18 protein-coding genes and 2 tRNA genes are annotated in these 24,546 nt (G+C 55.9%); 18 read left to right on the top strand and 2 right to left on the bottom strand.

Annotated elements, in window-relative coordinates; translation table 11 throughout:
* Positions 1–9 precede the first annotated feature (9 nt).
* The 18 genes from KO088_RS05000 to KO088_RS04915 all read left to right on the top strand — a co-directional run bounded on the left by KO088_RS05000 (position 10) and on the right by KO088_RS04915 (position 20,103).
* Positions 10–3,138 carry a SusC/RagA family TonB-linked outer membrane protein gene (locus KO088_RS05000; RefSeq protein WP_215493835.1) on the top strand — a complete coding sequence of 1,043 codons (3,129 nt, stop codon included), beginning with the start codon at positions 10–12 and terminating at the stop codon, positions 3,136–3,138.
* Entirely contained in the window at positions 3,138–4,577 is a 1,440-nt protein-coding gene (locus tag KO088_RS04995; RefSeq protein ID WP_215493834.1) for a RagB/SusD family nutrient uptake outer membrane protein, read from the top strand. The genes KO088_RS05000 and KO088_RS04995 overlap by 1 nt, the downstream gene beginning before the upstream one ends.
* Before the next feature lie 29 nt (positions 4,578–4,606).
* Positions 4,607–5,869 (top strand): DUF4929/DUF8472 family protein, encoded by a 1,263-nt coding sequence (locus KO088_RS04990; RefSeq protein WP_215493833.1) that lies wholly within the window; start codon positions 4,607–4,609, stop codon positions 5,867–5,869.
* Positions 5,870–6,618: 749 nt separating this feature from the next.
* Positions 6,619–7,476 carry a GLPGLI family protein gene (locus tag KO088_RS04985; RefSeq protein ID WP_215493832.1) on the top strand — a complete coding sequence of 286 codons (858 nt, stop codon included), beginning with the start codon at positions 6,619–6,621 and terminating at the stop codon, positions 7,474–7,476.
* Positions 7,477–7,782: 306 nt separating this feature from the next.
* Positions 7,783–7,855: transfer RNA gene (locus tag KO088_RS04980), tRNA-Gly, on the top strand.
* 88 nt (positions 7,856–7,943) lie between these two features.
* Positions 7,944–8,627, top strand: a complete 684-nt coding sequence (locus KO088_RS04975; RefSeq protein ID WP_009433609.1) for a MarC family protein — start codon at positions 7,944–7,946, stop codon at positions 8,625–8,627.
* Positions 8,628–8,729: 102 nt separating this feature from the next.
* A complete protein-coding gene (locus KO088_RS04970) occupies positions 8,730–10,673 on the top strand; it encodes an NAD(+) synthase (protein ID WP_215493831.1) in 1,944 nt (647 codons plus the stop codon).
* Between the two features lie 118 nt (positions 10,674–10,791).
* Complete coding sequence (locus tag KO088_RS04965) at positions 10,792–11,244, top strand: copper resistance protein NlpE (protein ID WP_052353626.1); 453 nt, start codon at positions 10,792–10,794, stop codon at positions 11,242–11,244.
* A gap of 214 nt (positions 11,245–11,458) precedes the next feature.
* Positions 11,459–11,725, top strand: a complete 267-nt coding sequence (locus tag KO088_RS04960) for a SemiSWEET family transporter (protein WP_044115362.1) — start codon at positions 11,459–11,461, stop codon at positions 11,723–11,725.
* 384 nt (positions 11,726–12,109) lie between these two features.
* Positions 12,110–12,700: a BamJ family beta-barrel-assembly machinery protein gene (gene bamJ, locus KO088_RS04955; RefSeq protein ID WP_215493830.1), complete on the top strand. Its 591-nt coding sequence runs from the start codon at positions 12,110–12,112 to the stop codon at positions 12,698–12,700.
* Positions 12,701–12,703: 3 nt separating this feature from the next.
* Positions 12,704–13,510 (top strand): FKBP-type peptidyl-prolyl cis-trans isomerase, encoded by an 807-nt coding sequence (locus KO088_RS04950; RefSeq protein WP_215493829.1) that lies wholly within the window; start codon positions 12,704–12,706, stop codon positions 13,508–13,510.
* Between the two features lie 36 nt (positions 13,511–13,546).
* Entirely contained in the window at positions 13,547–14,443 is an 897-nt protein-coding gene (bamJ, locus tag KO088_RS04945; protein WP_044115365.1) for a BamJ family beta-barrel-assembly machinery protein, read from the top strand.
* A gap of 406 nt (positions 14,444–14,849) precedes the next feature.
* Complete coding sequence (locus tag KO088_RS04940) at positions 14,850–16,031, top strand: SEL1-like repeat protein (RefSeq protein WP_215493828.1); 1,182 nt, start codon at positions 14,850–14,852, stop codon at positions 16,029–16,031.
* A 250-nt stretch (positions 16,032–16,281) separates the two neighbouring features.
* Positions 16,282–16,353, top strand: a tRNA-Met gene (locus KO088_RS04935).
* A 105-nt stretch (positions 16,354–16,458) separates the two neighbouring features.
* Positions 16,459–17,286 carry a threonine/serine exporter family protein gene (locus tag KO088_RS04930; RefSeq protein WP_215493827.1) on the top strand — a complete coding sequence of 276 codons (828 nt, stop codon included), beginning with the start codon at positions 16,459–16,461 and terminating at the stop codon, positions 17,284–17,286.
* Positions 17,287–17,325: 39 nt separating this feature from the next.
* A complete protein-coding gene (locus tag KO088_RS04925) occupies positions 17,326–17,817 on the top strand; it encodes a threonine/serine exporter family protein (RefSeq protein ID WP_215493826.1) in 492 nt (163 codons plus the stop codon).
* A gap of 338 nt (positions 17,818–18,155) precedes the next feature.
* Positions 18,156–19,082, top strand: a complete 927-nt coding sequence (locus KO088_RS04920; protein ID WP_251419814.1) for a DUF2156 domain-containing protein — start codon at positions 18,156–18,158, stop codon at positions 19,080–19,082.
* Positions 19,060–20,103 carry a GNAT family N-acetyltransferase gene (locus tag KO088_RS04915; protein ID WP_215493824.1) on the top strand — a complete coding sequence of 348 codons (1,044 nt, stop codon included), beginning with the start codon at positions 19,060–19,062 and terminating at the stop codon, positions 20,101–20,103. The genes KO088_RS04920 and KO088_RS04915 overlap by 23 nt, the downstream gene beginning before the upstream one ends.
* Before the next feature lie 82 nt (positions 20,104–20,185).
* Here KO088_RS04915 and trxA read toward each other — a convergent pair whose 3' ends face one another.
* Together trxA and dnaE are read right to left on the bottom strand one after the other, a co-directional pair.
* Positions 20,186–20,500, bottom strand: a complete 315-nt coding sequence (gene trxA, locus KO088_RS04910) for a thioredoxin (protein WP_215493823.1) — start codon at positions 20,498–20,500, stop codon at positions 20,186–20,188.
* Between the two features lie 42 nt (positions 20,501–20,542).
* A complete protein-coding gene (gene dnaE, locus KO088_RS04905; RefSeq protein ID WP_215493822.1) occupies positions 20,543–24,232 on the bottom strand; it encodes a DNA polymerase III subunit alpha in 3,690 nt (1,229 codons plus the stop codon).
* Positions 24,233–24,546: the final 314 nt, after the last annotated feature.

The raw sequence follows: 24,546 nt of genomic DNA, 5'->3' as shown, positions 1-24,546 counted from the left end.
CCCTCATATATGCCGCAGACCAAGCTCCTGCTGACCCTCTTGACGAGCCTGACGCTTAGTGCAGGGCTCGCTCTACCTCCTCTTGCTGCTGCGCAGACCTCTCAGCAGACGACGGCCTTCACTATCACGGGCCTTGTCGTTGAGCGGGATGGTAGTCCCCTCTACGGGGTGATCGTCCGAGCAGGGAATGCTAAGACGATGACCAATGCAGGCGGTCGCTTCACGCTGACCCTTGCCTCCCGACCCGAGGGTGGACGCCTGAGTCTCACCCTCTCCGCTGTCGGAAAGAAGACCCAGCAAGTGACCTTCGTCGAAGGCCATCCGCTCCGTGTCGTCCTCGAGGATGCCGTCGGGGAGATCAAGGAGGTCGTCGTCCGTGCCCGCCCCAATATCAATGCCCTTGACCTACGTGCCCGCTCGGGTGTCGTGGCACAGGTCGATATGAAGCTCCTTGCACAGAAGCCGATGATCGACCTCTCGCTGGCACTGCAGGGTGCTGTGCCTGGTCTCACTGTCGTCAATCGTGGCGAGCTCGGTATGAAGCCCGAGATACGTATCCGTGGCAATAACTCCTTCACCAAGGGCGATGCTGCCAATGAACCCCTCTATGTGCTCGATGGGAAGATCATCTCTCCGCAGGCCTTTATGACGCTCAATCCGCTCGATATCCGTGAGATCAAGGTGCTCAAGGATGCCGTAGCGACAGCGCTCTATGGGGTGAAGGCCGCCAATGGCGTGCTGGAGATCTCCTCACGTCGTGGTGTCTCGGGCCCTATGTCGATTAGCCTCAGTACGCAGGCGGGTGTCACGCTACGCGGTCGTCAGACTACGACGATGATGGATACTGATGAGAAGCTCGATCTGGAGCGACGTATGCAGGTGACCACTGCGCCAGGCTATCTCTTCTCTCCAGACTTCATCTCCTCGGCGACGCTCAGCGACCTCCGTCAGAGCTATCAGTCGACACTCGGTATCGCCCCGACGTGGACGCGAGAGGAGTATCTGGCTTACGGGAGTAGACAGCTTGATTCCCTGCGTCAGATCCATAAGAACTGGTGGCACGACCTCATTCGCCCCAATTCCTATCAGAGCCACAACCTCAGCCTGCGTGGTGGGAGCCAAGATGTGACCTACTACGTCTCGGGCAACTTCTCCCGCCAAGGTGGGCAGCTGGAGGGCAACGATACCAAGCGCTTCACTCTCACTAATAGCCTCGACTGGCAGAGTCGCCTCGGCTTCGTCTCGCTCGGCCTCACGGGAGGCTATGCTAAGACGAATAGCCCGAATAGCAGCGACTTCAGCCCCCAGCAGCTGGTCTACGAGCTCAATCCCTATGAGACGAAGAGCTCGCAGCAACTCTTCTCCTACCCAGGTCGCAAGTACAGCGACCTCACGGGGCAGTTCCGTCGCTGGACGAAGGAGGTCCGCTTCGGTGCAAGCCTGAGTGCTAACCTCCGTCCCTTCGAGGGGATGCAGCTGGATGCTGTCCTCGGTCTTGACTATGTGCTCAATGAGAGTGAGCAGATCACTCCCGCCACGGCCTATAGTGAGGTGACGCGTCGCCGTCCCATCGAGCGAGGGATGATCTCCGTGGGCAAGAACACCGACTTCAACTACTCGGCCAATCTTCGTGCGACCTACCAGCGTCTCTTCGCCGAGAAGCACGATTTTAGTATTTCTGCCAATACCGACTACTACTACAGCGAAGGCCGTCTGCTCTCGGTGACGGGGCATGGTATCGGCCTGCAGGAGTATCTGGCAGGGGTGAACAAGGGCCTCACGTCAGCAGACCTCCGCCCCGACTTCTCCGGCTCTAACGCCACATCCGCTCAGCTGGGCTTTGGGCTGGCTACGGGTTATACTTACGATAAGAAGCTTGATCTCTTCGCTGCCTATAAGGCGGATGCCTCAAGCCTCCTGCCCCGTGACAAGCGCTGGAATACCGCGTGGGCACTCGGTGGAGGCCTGCATCTTGAGGAGCTTCTGCCCTTCCTACGTGGTGGAAGCCTACTGACGGGGCTTGGACTAAAGGCTTCGTGGGGGCTGACAGCAAGCCTCGGGGGGATTACCTCAGCCTCAGCTGTGCCCATCTTCTCCTACCAGCAGAGCTCTTTTTACGCAGATCAGTATCGCCTCATCCGTCTCTCTACCCTCTACAATGACCGCTTGAAGCCTGAGCAACTCAAGAGTGTGGACCTCGGCCTCTCCGTGCAGCTGGCTCATGCCCATACGCTCGACGTGAACCTCTACCGCCGAGACACTGAGGATGCCCTGATCATGACGGATATCCCAGCGAGCAATGGCTTCCTCTCGATGCTGGATAATGTCGGTAGTCTGCGCAACGAAGGTGTGGAGCTCTCTGCTTCGTCTCGCCTTCTTAGCGGTGAAGACTGGCGCCTCTCGCTCCGTGCAGCCTTGGCCTACAACCGCAGTAAGGTACTCGACCTCTATGGGAAGACCGCCATCTATTCGGGCGACAATGTCTATCCCGACTACGAGGTGGGTCGCTCTTATGACTATGTCTATGGGCTGGATGCCCTCGGAGTCAATCCACTCTCGGGCGAACTGATGTTCCGTGACCGACAGGGGGCAGAGCAGAGCTTCGGTAAGACGATCGTGCGCGATGACCTCGTGGGTATCGGCTACCGTACACCACCTTATACGGGTACCTTCGGCCTGACCTTCGGATACAAGGCGCTGGAGCTGGATGCGCAGTTCTACTATGTCTTTGGGGGCTTCAAGGCCTACTCGATGACCTACGTGCGTGGGGTCTCCGATGTAAATAAGAATGCCATCGCAGGGCAGGTGTCCCGCACGTGGTTCGCCCTCGGTGACGAAGATCGCCTCTATCCCAGCCCACGAGCGGGGACGCAGACCTTCAACAACCTCTCCCACTATCCCAATACGCGGATGATCTCGCGCAGTGACTACCTGCGTCTCTCGATGCTGAGCCTGCGCTACCGCCTCTCTTCATCGCTGCTGCACCATCTGGGCGATGCCGTGAAGTACGCTACGATAGCCCTACAGGGCTCGAACCTCTTCACGCTCACACCATACAAGGGCGGTAGCCCTGAGTCGGGTACCTATGACCTCGGTGTGCAGCCCGTCCTTACCCTTCACCTCAATCTCAACTTCTGATGTCCTTGCTTCTCCGACGCTCTGTGCTACGGATGCTCTGCCCTGTCCTCGCTGTGGTGCCCTTCCTCTCGGCTTGCTCACTGGATATCCCCGTAGAGAATGAGTTGACCGACCCGAAGGCAATCTCCTCCGTGCAGACGGCTTATGAGGCGCTCGCCTCCGCCTATAGCTCCTATCCGAAGGTGGAGCTCGAGCTTAGTCTCCTCTCTGACGAACTGGTGCCCACGCATCGTGCCGGCCAAAGCCCGCAGATGGCGCAGCTCTATGCCTATACCGACTATGCCCTGCAGAGTCTGGCCTCTGACCTCTGGTCGGGCTACTACGAGACCATCAAGGATGCGAACGCTGTGCTCGTTCGACTCCCCGACCTCCGCTCCCGCCTCTCCTCTGCTGAGCAGCTCCAGCTCGACTACCTCGCAGGCGAGGCGAAGACCCTCAAGGCGCTCTCTTACCTCCAGCTCCTCCAGCTCTTCGCTACACCCTATGATGATGCCGAGCATACGGGAGGGATCATCCTCAAGGATCGTGTGGAGCGTGAGGAACTCCCACGTAGCACAAAGGCCGAGACGGTGCAGGCTATCGAGCGTCTGCTGAAGGAGGCCCTCACGGCTTTCGACACGACGACGCGCCCGCCCTACGGCTCTGCCCCAGGCTTCGTCAATGCCGCTACGGCTCGTGCACTCCTTGCTCGCCTCTATCTCTATGCTGGCGACTGGGCTAAGGCCGAGGAGGTGACCCGCACACTCGTCCCCGCGACGCTCTCCGCGTCGATGGTCCCCACGACACCTCTTGCTTGGTCGCAGGGCGCATCTACTGTAGCCCTCTTCGCCAGTTCGGTGCCCGTGACCTACTATAATAGTATCTACGCTCAGGCGAAGTCGGCTACTAATGCGACCTACCAGCTTCCCCAGCGCAGCTACTTGGCCTCGACAGACCTCCGTCATCGCAGCTATGCCCTCGACAGCACGCTGCAGGTCGATGCTACCACGACCCGCTCGCTGCAGATCATCGGGAAGTATGCCGCCTTCCTCTTCGCTGGAGGGCTCCCTTCTTACAACTGTGTCGTCCGCACGACCGAGCCTATCTTCCTGCGTGCTGAGGCCTTGGCTCGCAGTGGTGATCAGACGGCTGCACGCGACCTCCTCAATAGTTACCTCCGTCTGGTCGGTGCAGATGAGGTCGCTTCGACCGTGACAGGTACAGCTCTTATCGATGCTATCATCGCCGAGAAGGCGCGAGAGTTCGCCGGCGAAGGCCTACGCTTCTTTGATCTCAAGCGCCTGGGACTGCCTATCGAGCACTATACCCCCAATGAGGAGCGCGTCTCCCTCACACTGCCAGCAGGGAGCTACAAGCGTACCCTGCCACTGCCCGCCTCCGAGCGCTCGAATAAGAACCTCGGGGCACAGAACCCTGGGTGGCCTGAGCTCACCCATTGATCTCATCCTTTTACTATCGTATCTCCATTATGAAGACTTCCCTTTATCATCGCTTACGGAGCATCGGGGCCATCGGGCTCTTCTCCCTGCTCCTCCTATCGCTCCTTCCCTCGTGTGCGAAAGATACCCCCGACAATAAGTATCGTGGGGAGAATAAGATCCAGCTGCGTCTGCCCGACGGCTCTCGCTCGGTGCTCATAGTTGCGACCTCTACCTCTCCTATTAAGGTGACCGTCCGCCTGACTTCTCGTCGCACGGACGCGGTCACGCTACAGCTCAATCTCACGGGCGAAGCTGCCTCATCCCTCACGCTCTCCTCGAAGACGCTTACGATCCCCGCAGGTCAGCTCGAGGGAGAGGTCGTCATCACGCCTTCGGCTAAGGGCGTGACGAGCCAGCAGCAGGCCAAGCTCTCCGTCACGTCCGCCGCCTCGGGTCTGATGGTCGAGGGCGATCTGACGATCACGATCTCACCCTTCCCCGTGTGGACGCCTACGGCTGCTCAGCAGGCGCTCATCGACGACTATCGTGCCAAGGGCATCGACCTCTCCACGATCCTTGGCTATCATACGGTCGAGGGGAGTGTCGACTGGGCGGGCTTTACCGAATACGACTATGGTACGGATATCCATTCGCAGGCTACCTGGCGCATCAGCGGTGTCACGATGCTCGTCGAGCTGAGTGACCGTGCTACGGCCGACCAGCCCGTACTGAAGTTCTCGTACAATGCCCTTGGTCTGAATGATATCTATAAGAAGCTCTGGGACGGCTACACGGTTAATAGCCTCGACTTCTATGCCGAAGGGAAATCAAGTCTGGAGGTGATGAAGGCGATTAACTGGACGCAGTCCTCAGCTGAGACCTTCAATGTCGTGCTGGACAATGTCCGTGTGAATGCTTCCACGGGTACGCTCGCCTTCACGGGCAAGCGTCTCTCGGGTATGCCCGCGACTTATCCGCTCCGCGAAGAGGAGCCGGACAGTCCCATCGTCGTACCCTTCACCTACGAGTCCTCGGTATGGACGCGTGTGATGGCGAAGATCGCCGCTGAGCCGACCTTCAAGGAGACGGTCGAGACGGCCGACGGGCTGATGGAGCTGTACAGCGTCCTCTCCAACACGGGTATCGACGAAGACCGTACGGCTGAGATCGGTGCTACCGAAGGCCACTACGTCAAGCCCGAAGGGAAGATTGACCTGAAGAAGGGCACGCTCTCCTTCACGTTCCCCTTCCACGGCTACAACTCGGATTACTATTCGGTGGTGAAGGTGACTTCGCAGCAGCGTAAGTAACTCCCCACACATTGCCACTCTAAATACCCGCCCCCGAGGCTGTCTGACTGCTCCGTAGTCAGCGGCCTCGGGGGCGCTCTTTTATAGGGTAGGGGAGATGCTGTTCCTTATGAGACCTTACACAATAGTCTCATATCGGTATATGGGTGGATAGAGCTATATAGGATGGTGAAGAATGCTATATAGCTTTGGATCGATTCCGTATAGCTTTGTGACGCGACCTATATATAGGTTATTGCTCCACGTAGGGATAAAAGTTGTGGACGAGTGGCAGATAAGTTTGGACTACGTACGTGGATCTAATATCTACGTACGTGGATATTTGGATTTGCGTGCTTGGTCTTTAAGACTACGTGCGTAGATAGAAGAATATCACTACGTGAAGGCGCTTTTTTCTTCACGAGAAAGACGCTTTTCCTTCCGCTGAATAAGAGGAATACGCGCGATAAGGCGACGGGCTTCTGTGTCACTTCGGAGAGGCCCATCGGGGAGCTGGGCGTGCGATGCCTTAGCACTCTAAATGGAGGACAGAAATCTAAGGCAGCAGTCTCGAGTTGGTGTGGCTGTTGTTTTTTATATTTGTAGTGGAGTACGCAATCTCCATTAAGACGTATGCTGCGCCGCCGTAGAATCTAAATCATCGTATGAAGAAACTCCTCTTTTCTTTGCTCCCTCGTCCACGAGACTTGGCAGTATCCCCACGCACCTGTGCCTCCCTTCGTCATAAATGTGTTGAAGCCAGTACCCTATTGGCAGGCATTTTATTTGTTCTTTTCTCTTGCCCTACGGCCTTTGCTCAGGAATTGTCCTCACTGGGTAAGCTTGGTACGGATCGAGTCGACTCCGTGAAGAAGATGGTCATCGATACTGCGAAACTTCGACTACTATATAAGTGTACCTACCACCCCGACACGGCCAACCTGAAGCGAGAGGGTGAGGCTTGGCGTCTTCTGCAGGTGGGGGCGCATGCGACGAAAGAGTGGGCGATGGGGGCAGAGCGCATCGATTCGCTGCGTGATGCCTCAGCCGCTCAAGGGAGGACTTGGATGGAGATCTTACCGCTCTACATGGGTGCACTCTCTCAGCAGGCGCGGGACCATCAGATGATCCTTGCGGATATGAGGAGCGGTGTGCTTACGGAGCAGAACAACATAGTCGTAGATGAGTACCTCTACGAGGAGCCTATTCCTACACAACGGTGGGAGTCGCTTCCTGGAGATACGACCCTCCTCGACTACCCTTGTCGCCGAGCAAAGACCCACTTTCGAGGCCGTGACTTCATCGCTTGGTATACCGATGAGTTACCCTTTAGTGTCGGGCCTTGGAAGTTCTCGGGCCTTCCGGGACTGATCCTTTGTGTCTATGATACGCAGCGTCACTATGTGTACGAAGCCGTGGGGCTGGAGTATGCTAAGGCGGGCGAACTGATTTACCTCAGTCCTCGCTCCAGTGAGCAGCGGGTGAGCCGACTGGATTATCTCAAGGCCAAGGCGGCCTATGCCCGTGATCCAGCTGCTTATATGCGACAAATCCCTGGGGTGATTTACTCCAAGGAGACGCTTCGTCGGATGAAGCCTCGCTCGTACAATCCGCTGGAGCGCGAATAGCGATCTCTATTCTGCCTCTCTCCGTGGGTGCTGAGCAAAGCGGTAGAAGACAAGGAAAATAACGAGTAGTCGGACTCCCTGAGCTTCACCTATGATGCACTCTAATTATGGATTATGGAATTGCGAGCTGTAGAGGAGCGTGGCTACAAGGTCTCCAGATGCGGGCAGTCCTACTGACGGATGGTAGATGTTTCCTCAATATACCCCTCGGATTTGGAGGCGGAAGCACAGGTGAAATCCTCTTGCAGAATCAAAAGTTCTTCCTATCTTTGCGGACAAGAAAACCCCTTGAGGGGTCTTAACCCTGCGGTAGTAGCTCAGTTGGTAGAGCATCAGCTTCCCAAGCTGAGGGTCACGAGTTCGAGCCTCGCCTACCGCTCACCATGTGAGGGGGTATCCTTCTTTCCAGAGGAGGGATATCCCCTCGCTATTTGCTACATACACTACTCTCTAAGCTCATTCACGTAATGATGACTACTCCACTTCTCGGGGTAGACCTCGGTCAGATCGCCTCAGCGATAGGGCATGAGTTTACCCTCTTCAGCCTCGACGAGCTCTACAAAGCGTTCTTCACGCTCTTCGTCACCATCGATATCATCGGGGCTATCCCCATTATCCTTTCGCTCAAGGCCAAGGGGAAGACCTACCACTCCGCACAGGTCGGCATCTATTCGGGGATTATCCTGATCGCCTTCCTGCTCGTAGGGGAGCCGCTCTTAGGGTCTTTCGGTGCGGATATCTCGACCTTCGGGGTCGCTGGGGGGATCGTGCTCTTTGTGATGGCCGTCGAGATGATCTTCGGTATCGAGATCTTCAAGTCTGAGGACGACTCGAGTGGCAATACGACCTTCGTGCCGTTGGTCTTCCCGCTCTTTGCGGGGGCAGCCTCGTTCACGACGCTCTTGACGCTCCGCTCGGCTGGTATCGCGATGATCAATCTGGCGCTGAGTATCGTACTGAACATGGTCCTCGTCTACCTCGTCCTGCGCTATGTCTCGCTCCTCGACCGTATCCTCGGTAAGAATGGGGTCTACATCCTACGTAAGTTCTTCGGGGTGGTCCTCCTGGCGATCTCGGTGAAGTTCATCACAAAGAATCTGATCGAAGTCATCGCCATGGTACAGCATGGGGTGGCCGCTCTCGGACAATAGTAATCACCATCCTCCTCGCGAGCGTGGGGAGGCCTCATAGACGGCATGCGTGTATCCTCGGCAGGGGCTGCACGCATATCGTCTCTATAAAAGCAATGTAATATGAAGCATGGATTTGTCAAGGTCGCAGCCGCTGTCCCCTTCGTGCGGGTCGCTGACTGCGAGTACAATGTCGAGCGAATCGAGGCTCTGGTACTGGAGGCTGACGCCAAGGGTGTAGAGATCATCACCTTCCCAGAGCTTTCCATCACGGGCTATACGTGTGGAGACCTTTTCCTCCGCCCTTTCCTCAACGATCAGGCCGAGGCTGCGCTGCTTCGCCTTGCAGAGCGTACGGCACACACCTCGGTGCTCATCATCGTAGGTATGCCTATACGCATCCAGTCACAGCTCTTCAATGCGGCTGTTGCCCTTCAGTCGGGGCAGATCCTCGGTGCTATCCCTAAGACTTATCTGCCGAACTACCGTGAGTTCCAGGAAGCACGTTGGTTCGCTGCTGCGCGTGACCTCAAGCTCGCCCACGTACAGATCGGCCGCTTCCAGGTGCCTATTGGGCACAACGTCCTCTTCCGCTCAGGCAAGCTTACCATTGGTATCGAGATCTGCGAAGATATGTGGACGCCCTACACCCCAGGGACGCGCCTGGCACTCTACGGGGCACAGATCATCTTCAACCTCTCAGCGAGCAACGAGCTGGCAGGGAAGAATACCTACCTGCGTAGCCTCATCAGCGGGCTCTCCTCGCAGAACCTCTGCGGCTACGTCTACGCCTCCGCTGGCTATGGTGAGAGCTCTACGGATACCGTCTTCACGGGTAAGGGCTTCATCGCCGAGGTCGGTAAGCTCCTCATCGAGACTCCGCGCTTCACCTACGAAGAGCGCCTGATCATCAGCGATATCGATGTGATGCGTATCGATAACGATCGCTTGACGACCAATAGCTTCAATGACTCGATCGTCGACCACACGGAGCGTGGCCTCCTGACAGAGATCCCCTTCCGCCTGCGCACCCATGAGGAGTCGCATGATGTGGATCGTAAGATCGAGCAGAATCCCTTCCTCCCCGAGAGCCGCAAGCGTGATGAGCGCGCCGAAGAGATGTTCGACATCCAGGTGTGTGGCCTCTCACAGCGCCTGCGCTTCATCGGGGCACGCCATGCCGTCCTCGGTATCTCGGGTGGTCTTGACTCGACGCTGGCACTCCTTGTCACCGTGGCTGCCTTCGACGCACTGGGCCTTCCCCGTGAGGGTATCATCGCTGTGACGATGCCTGGGCTGGGTACGAGCGACCACACGAAGAATAATGCCATTGAGCTGATGGCAGGGCTTGGCGTCACGTCACGCACCATCGATATCACCGAGGCTTGTATGCAGCACTTCGCTGCTATCGGGCACGATCCCGAGGTGCAGGACGTCGTCTTCGAGAATACGCAGGCTCGTGAGCGCACGCAGATCCTCATGGACCTGGCGAATAAGTACAACGCTCCCGTCATCGGTACGGGTGACCTCTCCGAGCTGGCTCTCGGCTGGTGTACCTTCAACGGCGACCACATGTCGATGTACTCGGTGAATGCAGGTATCCCCAAGACGGCTATCCAGATCATCGTCTCGCGTATGGCTGAGATCGGGAAGTTCGGTGCAGAGCTCTCGAAGGTCCTGCGCTCCGTCGTCGATACGCCTATCTCTCCCGAGCTGAAGCCTACGAATGCTAAGGGCGATATCGACCAGAAGACCGAGGATGTCGTCGGCCCCTATGAGCTGCATGACTTCTTCCTCTACAACTTCCTCGGCTACGGCTATCCACCTCAGAAGATCTTCTATATGGCGAAGGTGGCCTTCAAGGATAAGTACGATGCGAAGTCCATCAAGCGCTGGCTACGCGAGTTCTATCGCCGCTTCTTCGCCCAGCAGTACAAGCGCAACTGCCTGCCAGATGGGCCTAAGGTGACGGCTGTGAGCCTCTCGCCACGTGGCTACTGGCGTATGCCCAGTGACGTGTCTTCCAATGCTTGGCTCGCTGAGGTTGATGCTTTGTCCGAAGAGTAGTCAGAGGGCATTGTACATTGAATAGTATTTTTTTGTACGTTTGTAGCCAGTTCGAGTGTCTGATAAGTCGGCATGACGCTGGCGGGGCGCTCGACTAACCAACACACATAGTACGATTATGAAGAAAGTATTTGTTTCATTCGCAGTACTGGCACTGGCACTGGCCTCTTGCCAAGGTAACACGGAGGCATCGCAGAGCGATAGCCTGAATCAGGACTCTGTAGCTGCTGCAGTAGTAGACTCTACCGCTAACGTAGCTAACGAAGCTGCACTGGGTACCTACGAAGGTACGATCCCTGGTGCTGACGGCTCGGTGAAGACGACCATCGTCCTCAACGCAGACGGCACGTACAGCAAGCACGAAGAGTTCTCGAAGGCAGGCGCTGAGCCCATCGATGAGAACGGGACCTACAAGCTCGCTGCTGATGGTCTGCTGACGCTCATCACGCCTTCGTCCAACCTCGAGACCTACTACAAGGTAGGTGAAGGCAAGATCACGCTGCTCGACCAGACGACTAAGCAGCTCCCCGAAGGTGAGCTCGCTGCCCAGTACGACCTCGCAAAGAAGTAAGTCACCAACCGATACCCGCCCTCAGGCGGGAATAACCCTCAGGGGCTATGCCCTACAGCGTAAGCTGTGCAGGCGTAGCCCCTGCTGTTTTGGCCCTGTCGTGGTCGGTGATCTTGCTGGAGAAGCGGCTTGGCAGAGCGGAAGGATGCGAGTTTTTAAGAGTTTTTATACTTTTGCATCCGATAAGATTGTATTCATTCATCCTAAGAAGTATATGGCAAAGAGTAAGTTCCTCACCATCCTGGGTACCGTCGCTTCAGTGGCTGCTATCCTTATGTATGTCTCTTATATCAGCACGATCCAGGGCAACCTCAATGGTCAAAAGGGGGACTGGATCCAGCCTCTCGTCGCAGCGATCAACTGTACCCTCTGGGTCTTCTACGGCCTGCTCCAGCAGCCTAAGCGCGACTGGCCTATCGTGATCGCTAACGCTCCCGGTATTGTCTTCGGTCTGGCAGCTGCCATCACGGCACTGATGTAGTCCGACTCCCTTGGAGTAAAGACTCCCCGATATAGCCTTCGGCCCCGCCACATATCTACCGCTCTAAGGCGTAGTATGTGGCGGGGCCGAAGTGTATCTGTATAGGGCGGGATAGAGTGGGGGATATAGGTAGGTGTGGCGACCTATATTGGTCCGAGCAGTGACCTATATAGGTTGATTTGCCCGCTTCGTGTAGTCGCTCGGGAGCGTGCCGTATGACCTGGTACTGGAGACTATCGTAGAGCTTGCTTCATCCCCCTGCTTCCTTCAGCTCTCTGCCTGCTTTGCAACCATGCAAAAATGACTAACTTTGTCCTCTGATATGCATTTGTATCTCGCTACGAGATGCACTCCCCACATCACAGACAACAACTATTAAGTACAATGAATAAAGTAAGCTATGCCCTCGGGCTGAGCATCGGCCAGAACTTCCGTGCCTCTGGCTTCGATGAGATCAATCTGGAAGACTTCCTCGCTGGTGTACGTGACGTACTCGAAGGCGCTGAGCCTCAGATGACCTACGACGAAGCTAAGGTCGTCATCAACGACTACTTCCAGGAAGTACGTCGCAAGGCCGTCGAGCAGAACAAGGAAGCAGGCGAAGAATTCCTCAAGATCAACGGCCACAAGACGGGTGTCGTCACCCTGCCCAGCGGCCTGCAGTATGAGGTCATCAAGATGGGTGACGGTCCCAAGCCCGAGCTCACCGATACGGTCGAGTGCCACTATCACGGTACGCTGATCAATGGTCAGGTCTTCGATAGCTCGATGGATCGTGGCCAGACGGCTAAGTTCCCCCTGCAGGGCGTCATCAAGGGATGGACGGAGATCCTCCAGCTCATGCCCGTAGGCTCGAAGTGGAAGGTCACGATCCCCTCGGATCTTGCCTATGGCGACCGCGGTGCTGGTGAGATGATCCAGCCCGGTAGCACGCTCATCTTCATCATCGAGCTCATCGGTATCGTCGGTAAGTAAGGGATGAAGCAGCTTACCAAGCACCTTGCCCTGTCGGCAGGCTTTCTCGTAGCACTCGCCTCCTGCTCGCCCAAGCTGAGCAAGCAGAAGAGTGCTGCTCTCACTACCCGTCAGGATAGTGTCTCCTATGCCTTCGGCGTCCTCAATGGGCAGGCCTTCTCCGAAGTCCTCTCCCGTATGCCTGGCGACACGCTGAGCCGTCAGCAGATCCTCGCTGCCTTCGGTGACGTCCTCCTCGGGCGCTCTACGAAGGTCTCGGCATCCGTTGCTAAGGCGATCTTCGACGAGTATGCTGCAGATCTGCAGCAGGCTGAGACGCGTCGCACGGCAGCTTCGGCTGACTCCGTCCTCGCAGCCAACAAGGCTAAGGAGGGTGTGAAGGTCACCGAGAGCGGCTTGCAGTACCGCGTGCTCCGTGCCGCACAGGGCACTCGCCCCATGGCACAGGATACGGTCGTCGTCCACTACAAGGGGACGCTCCCCTCGGGGAAGGAGTTTGACAGCTCCTACAAGCGTGGTGAGCCCGCCGTCTTCCCCCTCTCGCAGGTCATCGCTGGCTGGACAGAAGGTATCTGTCTGATGACGAAGGGCTCGAAGTATGAGTTCCTCATCCCGGCCTCCCTCGCCTATGGCGATCGTGGTGTCAGCGGTGTCATCCCAGCTGGCTCGCCCCTCTTCTTCGAGGTCGAGCTGATCGACGTGCGTCCCTTCAAGGCTGCTTCCTCGAGCGAAGAGCACGTCTCAGAGGCTTCCTCCTCTACTACTCCCAAGGCTGCTAAGCCTCGCAAGGCAGTCAAACGTAAGAAGTAACAACAGAATATCAATCCAATGTCTATCAAAAGAAAAATGAAAAAGATCTCAATGCTCCTGGCTGCTTCGGCCATGGCTCTCGGTATCTTCTCTTGCTCTAAGAGTGGCTCTGCTGACCTTAAGGATGGTGCTGATAGCGTATCTTTCGCTGTCGGTTTCGGTAATGCTACCGAGCTCGTCAACGCTATCCAGGGCGCAAAGGCTCAGGGTGAAAACGTAGACTCTGCACTCTTCTTCAAGGGCTTCGAAGAAGGCTTCAACAGCGACACGACCAAGCTGTGGTACTACGTCGGTCAGATGCAGGGCGTCCAGGCTGCTATGCGCTTCAAGGACGACTCTACGCTGAAGAAGGCTGCCTTCATGGCTGGCTTCAAGAAGGCGCTCGGCCTCGACTCTGCTGCTCGTGCTAAGCAGGCTGACAGCCTCGGCGCTATCGCTCAGTCCTACTACGAAAAGAAGCAGGAAGTAGAGCGCGCTAAGTACGAAGCTGAAATGGAAAAGCAGATGGAAGAGCAGTACGGTGAGAACAAGAAGAAGGGTGCTGAATTCATCGCTAACTTCAAGAAGGAAGCTGGCGTGAAGACGACTGCTTCTGGTCTGGCTTACCAGGTCCTCAAGGAAGGTAACGGTGCTACGCCTAAGGCTACGGATATGGTCCAGGTGAACTATGTCGGTAAGCTCATCGATGGTACGGTCTTCGACGAATCAAAGGGTACGCCTGCTGAGTTCCGCGTTGACCAGGTCATCAAGGGTTGGACGGAAATGCTTCAGCTGATGAAGGTCGGTGAGAAGGTTAAGGTCGTCATCCCTCAGGAGCTGGCTTATGGTGCTCGCTTCGCTGGCGAAAAGATCCCTCCTTTCAGCACGCTGGTCTTCGAAATCGAGCTGCTGAAGGTCTCTGCTGCTAGCGCTGCACAGCCCGACTCTCTCTAAGCTATCGGCGCCTCCCCGCGCTAATCACTTATCTCCCCATGTGGCTGCACTCCTCGCTCGAGGTGTGCAGCCACATGGCTTTTTATACCCTCTCTAAAGGCTCCTATTATGCTGTTGAGATAGGAGTGGAGAGTAGGTAGAGCGACTCTATTGTGGTAGCATCTACGCCCCAAATGCTGGTATACGAAAGTGTGTATCTTTGCAGAGGTCGCTGAGATGTGCTACCAATCTCGTCTTACAAAAGGAGCGTGTCACGCTCCATCATTCACTTCCCCTTATCTCACACATAATTCGCACTATGTCTAATCTCGATACTTCTACGGAACAGCCTTCTTTCCCAACTGCAAATAAGCTGAAGTGGTGGAAACCGGTGGTGCTCATTCTTGGGGTAGCTCTCATCCTTCTGATGTTTATATTCTCCAATGAGCTTGAGTTCTACTGGTACCATTATAGAGCAAATCGGGGGGATGCTGAAGCGCAGTTTAATTTAGCTCTTTGCTATGATGAGGGTAAGGGCGTTGCTATAGACCAAGCAGAAGCTGTCCGTTGGTATCGTCGGGCAGCTGATCAGGGAGATGCCTACGCGCAGCATAATTTGGGCGTTTGCTATTCTCAAGGGACGGGTGTCCCTCAGGATTATGCAGAGGCTGTCCGATGGTTTCGTCTGGCTGCCGATCAAGGAAGTGCTATAGCTCAGAATGCTTTAGGTGTTTGCTATGAAGAGGGGGCTGGTGTCCCTCAGGACTATGTAGAGGCCGTCCGCTGGTATCGTCTGGCTGCCAATCAGGGATATGCTGCGGCGCAGAATAATTTGGGCAGTTGCTATGATGCTGGCACAGGTGTTCCTCAGGACTATGCAGCAGCAGCTCGCTGGTATCGTCTGGCAGCTGATCAGGGACTGTCCTCTGGGCAGTATAATTTAGGCCTTTGCTATGAGTTGGGTCGGGGTGTTCCTCAGGACTATGCAGAAGCCGTCCGCTGGTATCGTCTGGCTGCCGATCAAGAAAATGCCGATGCTCAGAATAATTTAGGTACTTGCTATGAAGCAGGGGTGGGCGTTCCATTGGACTATAAAGAAGCCGTCCGTTGGTATTGTCTGGCCGCCGATCAAGAGAGCGCTGAAGCTCAGAATAATTTAGGCACTTGCTATGCCTCTGGTAAGGGTGTCCCTCAGGACTATGCAGAGGCCGTCCGCAGGTATCGTCTGGCTGCCGATCAGGGACATCCCTTCGCTCAGTATAATTTAGGTGTTTGCTATGACTCGGGTAAGGGTGTACCTCAGGACTATGCCGAAGCTGTCCGCTGGTATCGTTTGGCTGCCGATCAGGGGGAGGCTGCTGCTCAGAATAATTTAGGCACGTGCTATGGCTCGGGTCGGGGTGTCCCTCAGGACTATGTAGAAGCCGTCCACTGGTATCGTCTGGCTGCTGATCAAGGTGATGTTGATGCACAATTCAACTTGGGGTACTTTATGTATAAAGGACTTGGTGTGAAGCCCGATCACAAGGAAGCTCTCGTTTGGCTGAGGAAGGCAAGTGCCCAAGGAAGTGAGGAGGCGAAGACGTTCCTGAGTGAGATTGGAGAATGATGAGATAGCGGTTCTTTCTACTCCCTCCCAGATGTGATTGTATCCTTTCGCAGGTTGATATTGATTTGCCATTAGTATTGCTCACTGGCCATCATTATCGCACTACTGCAAAGTAGCACCTGAAGCAGGGGGCGCGCGTGGAGAAAATGGAGATAAAAACCAGCTGAAAGGATGCTGTCGTGCAACGGTATTTTTTACGTTGTTTTGGTTATTAAGAAAAATGTAGTACCTTTGCAGTGCAAAAAGATAGCGCGGAGTGGAGCAGTGGTAGCTCGTTGGGCTCATAACCCAAAGGTCGTAGGTTCGAATCCTGCCTCCGCAACAAAGATGATCAGCCCGAGCTGATACCAGAGCCTCCCCTGAATCCCAGTGGAGGCTCTTCTTATTCATACTACACTTACTATTTTCTTCACCTCTCACGGTAATTATGCCCCAATCGAAACCTTGTCCTCTGCGTGAGGATGTCGACAAGGAGCGTCTCTTGGACTTCTTATTGCGCTACGCCACGACGCAGACAAGTGTCGGCGTGCAGACCAATCGTATCGTAGTCAATACGACGCGTATCGCCCATGCCTATGGCTACGAGCCGACGATCATGACCTTCCAGCGCAACATGACGATGACACTTACTCCTGTCTTAGGCGATGGTCGTCACTCCTATCGTCCGCTGGATGCGCATCCTGTATCTGGGATGCTGCAGCATAGACATGGCCCCCTGAACTTCTTCTTCAATGCAGAGCTGAGTCGTCTATCTTGGTACACCTACGATAATCACCCAAGTCTCGACGAGCTCGAAGAGCGCTTCCAAAAGATCCTCGATACACCTCCGATGAATCGCTGGCTTGTACTCTATCTGATCAGCCAGGCGAACATGGCCTTCTGCCTGCTCTTCGGTGGCGATCTGATGTCGGGGCTCTTCGTCTTCCTCGGTACCTTCTGCGGCTTCCTCCTGCGTCAGGAGCTGAATCGCCGTCACGTCTATCACTATCTGACGGTAGTCCTCTCGGCCTTCGTCGCATCCTTCGTCGTCGGTCTCGGTGCGAAGTTCGGCTGCGAAGAGTTTCCCAAGATTGCCCTTAGCGCCAGTGTGCTCTACCTCATCCCTGGCGTCCCCTTCATCAATGGTATGATGGATGTCCTCGATGGCTATATCCTCAACGGGATCTCACGCCTCTTGACGGCGGTGATGATCGTCGTGAGCATCACCGTAGGCCTCTCTGTCACGCTGATGTCCCTTGGCCTCTCGCTCCTCTAACCCCTCATCACCATCGCAATCGTATAGGACTACGCTACTATGGACTTCCTCCTTATCTTTGAGAAAGGCTTCTTTGCTGCCATCGCTGCCTTGGGCTTCGCCGCCGTTGGCAATCCGTCTAAGGCCGCCTTCCGATATGTCCCGATCATCGCTTTCTGTGGGAATGCCCTGCGCTTCTCGCTGATGACCTACGCGGGTATGAATATCGCTATCGCGACTTTCTTCGCAGCGGTCTTTGCTGGCTTCATCGCTGTGGGCTTTGCCTATCATGCGCGCTACCCGATCGAAGTCTTTGCCTTCCCCGCCCTTCTGCCTATGATCCCAGGGCAGTTCGCCTACCGCTCTATCTTGGGTACGATTCGCTTCATGGAGTCGACGCAGGAGGTAGCGCAGGAGCAGTATCTGCCGGGCATCATCTCAAATACGATCACGGCACTGCTGACGATGTTCGCCCTCGGTGTGGGCGTCGCCATCCCGCTATTCATGTGCTACAAGGCCTCCTTCCGCATGACGCGCGGCGAGGCGAAGTAGTGAGAAGGCACGGCTTCTCCGAAGGCCTTCTTCACTCACCTATATAAGTACAGCGAGAAAGGTATATACCTCGCAGCGAAAAGGTATATACCTTTTGGTCGGAAGGTATATACCTTTTTATCGAAGGGTATATACCCTTCTGCCGGAAGTAATATCACCTCGGATCAGAAGTCATATAGCTTCCGAGGAAAAGTAATATAACTTTTGCCGAAAAGTAATATTACTTTTGAGTGAAAGTAATATAACATTCGGCTGAAAGTAATATAACATTTGGGACCATCGTCAGGAAGCACACCACAAGGCATGCTGAAGCGGTGGTCCCAAGCTATTCAATGTATATGGATTTATTGCACTTTACCCCCATCACAGCGGCTTCGCGAGCGGAGGTTACTGCCTACACGCTCGCGAGCGAATCACGTATATGCGATCTGGCCTTCGCCAACCTCTTCGGCTGGGCTGTGAAGTATGAGACGAGCTACGCCATAGCTGACGACACGCTCTTCATTCGCTTCGCCTCGCCCACACGTCCGCATCCAGCATACCTTATCCCTATTCGTCGGGGTGGGGGCTGTGTCATCGACTCGCTGGAGCGGCTACGTCATGAGGCCGATGCAGGTGGCTATCCGCTCGTCGTGATGGGGATCACGCCACATTGTCGGGAGCATCTCGAGGAGCTTTGCCCTGGCGCCTTCACCTTCCTCGAAGACGAAGGAGCGGCGGACTACATCTACCTGAGAGAGCGTCTGGTCAGTCTCTCGGGGAAAGCCCTACAGTCGAAGCGCAATCACGTCAATAAGTTCGAGAAGCTCTACCCTGATTTCAGCTACGAACCCATCACGGGAGCCAACGCGCTGGAGTGCCTTGAGGTCGAGAAAGCGTGGCTGCAGCAGCACGGCAGCGAAGACCAAGGCGAGGACAAGGAGCAGGAGGTCATCCTGCGTCTCCTCTCTTCCTTCGACGAACTGCAGCTCTCGGGCGGCATCCTGCGTGTCGGCGGGCAGATCGTCGCCTTCACTATCGGTTCGCCCATCAATGAGACGACCTTCGGTGTGCACATCGAGAAGGCCAATCGTGACTATGACGGCGCCTTCACGGTGATCAATAAGCTCTTCGCCTCGACGATCCCCGAGCGCTACACCTATGTGAATCGCGAGGAGGACTTAGGTATCGAGGGGCTCCGCAAGGCCAAGCTCTCCTACAAGCCTGATATCATCCTGCAGAAGATCGCTGCAGTCCTGCGCCATGAATGCCCCACTGAGCCCTAAGGTACGGGATGCCTATCGCCTTTGGCAGCTTTGCTTCGGGGATACGGATGCCTTCCTCTCAACGTACTTTAGTGAGGTTTACCGTGACGACAGCACGCTCATCGGCTATACCGAGGGCGTAGCGACGACGCATCTGCAGTATCTCCCCGTAGAGCTTTCTTCGGGGGATGAGCGCCTACCCGTGAGCTATGTCGTGGCGGTATGTACGCATCCCGACTACGCTGGACGTGGCTTGATGAAGGAAGAGCTGAAGAAGGCTCTCCGTCTCTCGCAAGAGCGTGGCGATGTCGCTTCACTTCTCTTGCCTGCTGAGGATTGGCTCTTCGATTACTACACGAGGGCGGTGGGCTATGCTCCCATTCCTGTTGCTGTGACGACAACCTCCCTCGAAGCTGTGCTCTCTGAGTCTGATCCCGAATGTGAGGGGGCGACGCTCGTCGAATACCTCACAGCTGTGGAGCGCAAAAGCAAGGCGCCACAGCTCCTGCATACTCCTGCGCTCTGGCGTGTAGTGACCGAAGACTATCCGACCAGTGAGGGCTATGTGCTTCGTGAGCATCGTACGACGGAGGGTAAGATCAATGGCGCACTCTTCTACGTAGAGCGGGAGGATGAAGTCATTGTACAAGCTATCTACGGAAGCTCTGCGGTGCGAGAAGTCTTGCTTCAAGAGCTATCCCATTCGGCGAAGAAGGTGAGCTATTATCTTCGTCCCGAGGGAGGACGAGGGGTAGGAGAGGAGCGACGGGGAATGATTCGCCTCCTCGATCCACTTCGCTTCCTGCAGCATTTCGCTACGCTTCACCCCGACCTTAGAGGTGCTTGGGTTTATAGCGACGAGCTCTTCCCTGCGCTCGATGGGCTATATACAGTCGAGGGTGGGGCAGTGCATCGCACGACTTACCCTACTTCGGACGCCTATCCTAAGTGTCGCACGACGGCGGAGCTTCTCGCTCAGCTTGGGAAGTCCCTTGGCGAGGAGCTGAGCTATTCGCTGCGCCTCTTCTTCGAGGCGGTATAATTCGGCTATAAAAGAGATAAGGGCTGTACCACCCAGCAGGTGGTACAGCCCTTATGCTATTTCCGGCTATCGGATATGGAGCTTAGAGCAGCCCTTCGATAGACTTCTTCAGAGTGTCCTTGCTCTGAGCGCCGACCTTCTTCTCTACGACTTCACCGCCCTTGACGAAGATGATCGTAGGGATGTTGCGTACACCGAAGCGGCTGGGAAGTTCGGGATCCTGGTCGACGTCGCACTTACCGATGACGACCTTGCCTTCGTATTCCTTTGCGAGCTCTTCGATGATGGGAGCCACCATCTGGCAGGGGCCGCACCAAGTGGCACCGAAGTCGAGGACTACGGGCTGGTCGCCGGCGATAAGCGTGTCGAAGTTCTGGCTGTTGATTTCTAATGCCATGATTGTTTCCTTTCTTATAGGTGAGACTAATATTATTACTTGCTACTTAGCTGTCATCTCGATGCCGTACTGACGGCAGAAGTCGAGGAGGATAGGTGTCGGAGCTACCATACCTTGGTCATAGGTGAGCTCGACATCATTGCGCCCTGTACCATCCGAGAGTCTTATTGATAACATTGCAGATCCGCTATTGTTCGATATGATCTCTCCGAGCTCGCTGATGATGCTCTGATTGACGATGCGTACATCGATATTCAGGTGGATGCTGGAGATGATTCGGTCGATGACATCACTCAGCAGGCTCACGCGCTGGATATTCAGCTCCAGCTCTTCGCCGTAGCGGCGCTTCTGGATGACGCCTTCGACGAAGACGAAGAGTCCCTTTTGGCAGTACTGCGAGTAGCTCACATAGTTCCCACTAAATAACGGAATCGTACACGAGCCTTGTGTATCCTCGATCGTGATGCGGGCATAGGGGTCGCCGCGCTTGGTCGTGCCGATAAAGACGTTCGACACCATACCTCCGAAGGAGACTTGACGGCCCTCGCCGAGAGCCTCTGGGTCATTCATCATCTGCGCATTGACGGGGCAGTAGCACTCGAGGAGTACGCGGTAGGGGTCAAGCGGATTACCTGAGAGGTAGAGCCCGACGAGCTCACGCTCCTTATTGAGACGCTCCATATCTGAGAGCTCGACGAAGTGCGTCGGAGGCGTGGGGCGGGGGATCTGCAGGGCTTCGTCATCGCCTCCGAAGAGGGAAGACTCATTGAGGCTCTGCTCTGCCTGGCTGACCTGACCGAAGCGCACGAGGGCAGAGAGGAAGGAATCATCATTCCCCGTCTCCATCGGAGCGCTGTAGATCTCACGCTGCAGGCCGAAGCTATCGAAGGCACCGGAGAAGATCAAGCTCTCGAGCGTCTTCTTATTGACGATGCTCATGGGCACGCGCTCGAAGAAGTCATAGACATTCTCGAAGGCGCCATTCTCCTCGCGCTCACGGATGATCATCTCGACTGCTGAGCTACCTACGCCCTTGATGGCATTGAGCCCGAAGCGGATGTTGCCGTCTTGGTTCACGGAGAACTTGAAGTCGGATTCATTGATATCTGGCGTGAGTACGCGGATGCCCATGGTACGGCACTCGTCCATGAGCTTGATGATTTCGGAGATGTTATTGAGGTTACGGCTCAGCGCACCAGCCATGTACTCTGCGGGGTAGTTCGCCTTGAGGTACGCCGTCTGATAGGCGACCCAGCTGTAGCAGGTAGCATGGCTCTTGTTGAAGGCGTAGCTGGCGAACTTCGCCCAGTCGGCCCAGATCTTCTCCAGCGTGTCCTCCTTGTAGCCCTTCTTCGCTCCGCCAGCGAGGAACTTCACCTTCAGCTCGGCCATCTTGTCGGCGAGCTTCTTACCCATCGCCTTACGCAAGCCGTCGGACTCCCCACGCGTGAAGTCGGCGATCTCACGGGAGAGTAGCATCACCTGCTCCTGATAGACGGTGATACCATAGGTCTCCTTGAGGTATCGCTCCATGCAGGGCAGGTCGTAAGTGATGGGCTTACGGCCGTGCTTACGGTCGATGAAGTCGGGGATATAGTCCATAGGCCCTGGTCGATAGAGGGCGTTCATCGCGATGAGGTCCTCGAAGGTCGAGGGCTTCAGCTCGCGCAGGTACTTCTGCATCCCAGCGGATTCGAACTGGAAGGTCCCGACGGTCTTCCCCTCGGTGTAGAGCTCGTAGGTCTTGGCGTCATCGATGGGGATCTTGTCGATGTCGAGGTCAATGCCACGGCTCTTCTTGATGTTCTGCAGGGCTTCCTTGATGACCGAGAGGGTCTTGAGCCCGAGGAAGTCCATCTTGATGAGCCCTGTGGACTCGATGACGGAGCCTTCGTACTGTGTGACGAGCATATTCTCGCCCGTAGTCTTGTCCTCGGCGGTGCTGAGAGGGACGACGTCACTGATATCCATCTTCCCTATGATGATACCGCAGGCATGTACGCCCGTACTGCGGATATTGCCCTCGAGCATCTGAGCGTACTTCAGCGTATCGTGGAGTAGGGGGTCAGGGCTAAGGGAAGCCTGCTTCAATTCGGGGACGTATTCGAGAGAAGCGCCGATGGTGACGTTCTTCACGTTGGGGATCTTGTCGGGGATGAGCTTCGTGAGGCGGTCACTCTCCGAGAGAGGGAGGCGCTGCACACGTGCGACGTCCTTGATGGCGCTCTTGGCGGCCATCGTGCCATAGGTGACGATATGGGCTACACGCTCGTAGCCGTACTTCTCCGTGACCCAGTGGAGCACATCTGCACGCCCGTCATCGTCGAAGTCCACGTCGATATCAGGCATGGAGATACGGTCGGGGTTGAGGAAGCGCTCGAAGAGGAGGTCATAGCGGATGGGGTCGATGTCGGTGATGCCTAGGCAGTAGGCTACGGCTGATCCTGCGGCCGATCCACGCCCAGGGCCTACAAAGACGCCCATGTCACGGGCGGCAGCAATGAAGTCCTGCACGATGAGGAAGTAGCCAGGGAAGCCCATGCCGGAGATGACGCCCAGCTCGAAGTCGATACGCTCACGTACCTCTTCGGTGATTCCCTCTTCGCCGTACTTGCGGCGGGCACCTTCGTAGGTCAGATGACAGAGGTATTCGTCGGCATTGGCGAACTGCTCGGGGATGGGGAAGTCCGGCATGAGCGGATCATTCTCGATGCTGTAGAGCTCGACCTTGTCGCAGATCTCCTGCGTGGTGGCGAGCACCTCGGGTAGGTCGGCGAAGAGCTCGTTCATCTCTGCCGTCGTCTTCAGCCACTCCTGCTTGCTGTAGCGCATGCGTCGGGGGTCGTTGAGGTCCTTACCCGTGCTGAGACAGATGAGACGGTCGTGGGCCTCGGCATCCTCTTCGTTGAGGAAGTGGACGTCGTTGGTAGCGATGACCTTCACACCATGCTTCTTACCCAGCTCAAGGAGGACGGCATTGACCTGCTGCTGCTTCTCGTAGGTCTCTTGGTTGCCGAGCGGGTTGTCGGTCTTGTGACGCTGTAGCTCAAGGTAGAAGTCATCACCGAAGATCCCCTTGAACCACTCGATGCTCTTCTCCGCCTCGTCGATATTGCCATACATGATGTGCTGGGGGATCTCTCCACCGAGGCAGGCCGAGGAGGCGATGATGCCCTCATGGTGCGCCTCCAGCAGCTCCTTGTCGATACGTGGGCGGTAGTAGTAGCCGTCGATCCATGAGCGCGAGACCATCTTGATGAGGTTCTTGTAGCCCGTGAGGTCCTTCGCTAAGAGGACTAAGTGCCAGCCACTATTGTCCACGGATTGGTTGGGGCGATAGGGGTTGGGGACGTTGGCGTCCTTCTTGAAGCGCGAGCGACGGGCGCAATAGACTTCGCAGCCGAGGATGGGCTTGAAGAGAGGCTTGGCTTCGGCCGCCTGTAGCTGCTCCCGCAGCTCGCTCAGCTTGGCTTCGTCCTCTGCACTACGCTCCTCCTGCTCCTCGAGGGCCTTGATCTGCTTCTTGAGATCCTTGCGCTCGCGAAGTAGGGGGCCGTTCTTCTTATTGACGTAGTCGAAGAACTCCTTGATGCCGAACATAGCTCCGTGGTCCGTGAGGGCAATGCCAGGCATGCCGTCGGCCATAGCTTTGTCGACAAGGCCTTTGATCGAGGCCTGGCCGTCAAGGAGGGAGAACTGTGAGTGTACGTGGAGGTGTACGAAAGGCTGCATGATGACTGAAAATGAATGGATTGCGAGGGCGGCTTCCTCTGCAGTGTGGTGCAAAGTTACCGCAAATAGCTCAAAATACTGTGCCTCGAGAGGAGAAAAATCTCCCTCCCGAGAGCTCGATCATTGTAGTGCTTTGAGGGCTAAATCAATACGCGGAAAACTTACGCTTCGCGGAAGAAAAACTCGTTTCTCCATGACTAAAAGCCATCATCCCGTAGTCCTAAACTTCCGACCACGCCCGTAGTCCTAAAATCTACGTGCGTAGACTTTAGGCTTTACGTGCGTAGTCCTTACGTCCACGTACGTAGACGAAG

Origin of the sequence: Porphyromonas bobii (genome assembly GCF_943169685.1) — a bacterium.
Lineage (GTDB): Bacteria > Bacteroidota > Bacteroidia > Bacteroidales > Porphyromonadaceae > Porphyromonas > Porphyromonas pasteri.
This window is presented reverse-complemented; position numbering and strand designations above follow the sequence as displayed.

Excerpts from the sequence above, each read along its gene's own strand:
- KO088_RS04950 (WP_215493829.1), top strand. The coding sequence starts at position 12,704 with ATGAAGCAGCTTACCAAGCACCTTGCCCTGTCGGCAGGCTTTCTCGTA.
- KO088_RS04930 (WP_215493827.1), top strand. The coding sequence starts at position 16,459 with ATGCCCCAATCGAAACCTTGTCCTCTGCGTGAGGATGTCGACAAGGAG.
- trxA (WP_215493823.1), bottom strand. The coding sequence starts at position 20,500 with ATGGCATTAGAAATCAACAGCCAGAACTTCGACACGCTTATCGCCGGC.
- KO088_RS04920 (WP_251419814.1), top strand. The coding sequence starts at position 18,156 with ATGGATTTATTGCACTTTACCCCCATCACAGCGGCTTCGCGAGCGGAG.
- KO088_RS04990 (WP_215493833.1), top strand. The coding sequence starts at position 4,607 with ATGAAGACTTCCCTTTATCATCGCTTACGGAGCATCGGGGCCATCGGG.
- KO088_RS05000 (WP_215493835.1), top strand. The coding sequence starts at position 10 with ATGCCGCAGACCAAGCTCCTGCTGACCCTCTTGACGAGCCTGACGCTT.
- KO088_RS04925 (WP_215493826.1), top strand. The coding sequence starts at position 17,326 with ATGGACTTCCTCCTTATCTTTGAGAAAGGCTTCTTTGCTGCCATCGCT.
- KO088_RS04940 (WP_215493828.1), top strand. The coding sequence starts at position 14,850 with ATGTTTATATTCTCCAATGAGCTTGAGTTCTACTGGTACCATTATAGA.
- KO088_RS04960 (WP_044115362.1), top strand. The coding sequence starts at position 11,459 with ATGGCAAAGAGTAAGTTCCTCACCATCCTGGGTACCGTCGCTTCAGTG.
- bamJ (WP_215493830.1), top strand. The coding sequence starts at position 12,110 with ATGAATAAAGTAAGCTATGCCCTCGGGCTGAGCATCGGCCAGAACTTC.
- KO088_RS04915 (WP_215493824.1), top strand. The coding sequence starts at position 19,060 with ATGAATGCCCCACTGAGCCCTAAGGTACGGGATGCCTATCGCCTTTGG.
- KO088_RS04965 (WP_052353626.1), top strand. The coding sequence starts at position 10,792 with ATGAAGAAAGTATTTGTTTCATTCGCAGTACTGGCACTGGCACTGGCC.
- dnaE (WP_215493822.1), bottom strand. The coding sequence starts at position 24,232 with ATGCAGCCTTTCGTACACCTCCACGTACACTCACAGTTCTCCCTCCTT.
- KO088_RS04995 (WP_215493834.1), top strand. The coding sequence starts at position 3,138 with ATGTCCTTGCTTCTCCGACGCTCTGTGCTACGGATGCTCTGCCCTGTC.
- KO088_RS04975 (WP_009433609.1), top strand. The coding sequence starts at position 7,944 with ATGATGACTACTCCACTTCTCGGGGTAGACCTCGGTCAGATCGCCTCA.
- bamJ (WP_044115365.1), top strand. The coding sequence starts at position 13,547 with ATGAAAAAGATCTCAATGCTCCTGGCTGCTTCGGCCATGGCTCTCGGT.
- KO088_RS04970 (WP_215493831.1), top strand. The coding sequence starts at position 8,730 with ATGAAGCATGGATTTGTCAAGGTCGCAGCCGCTGTCCCCTTCGTGCGG.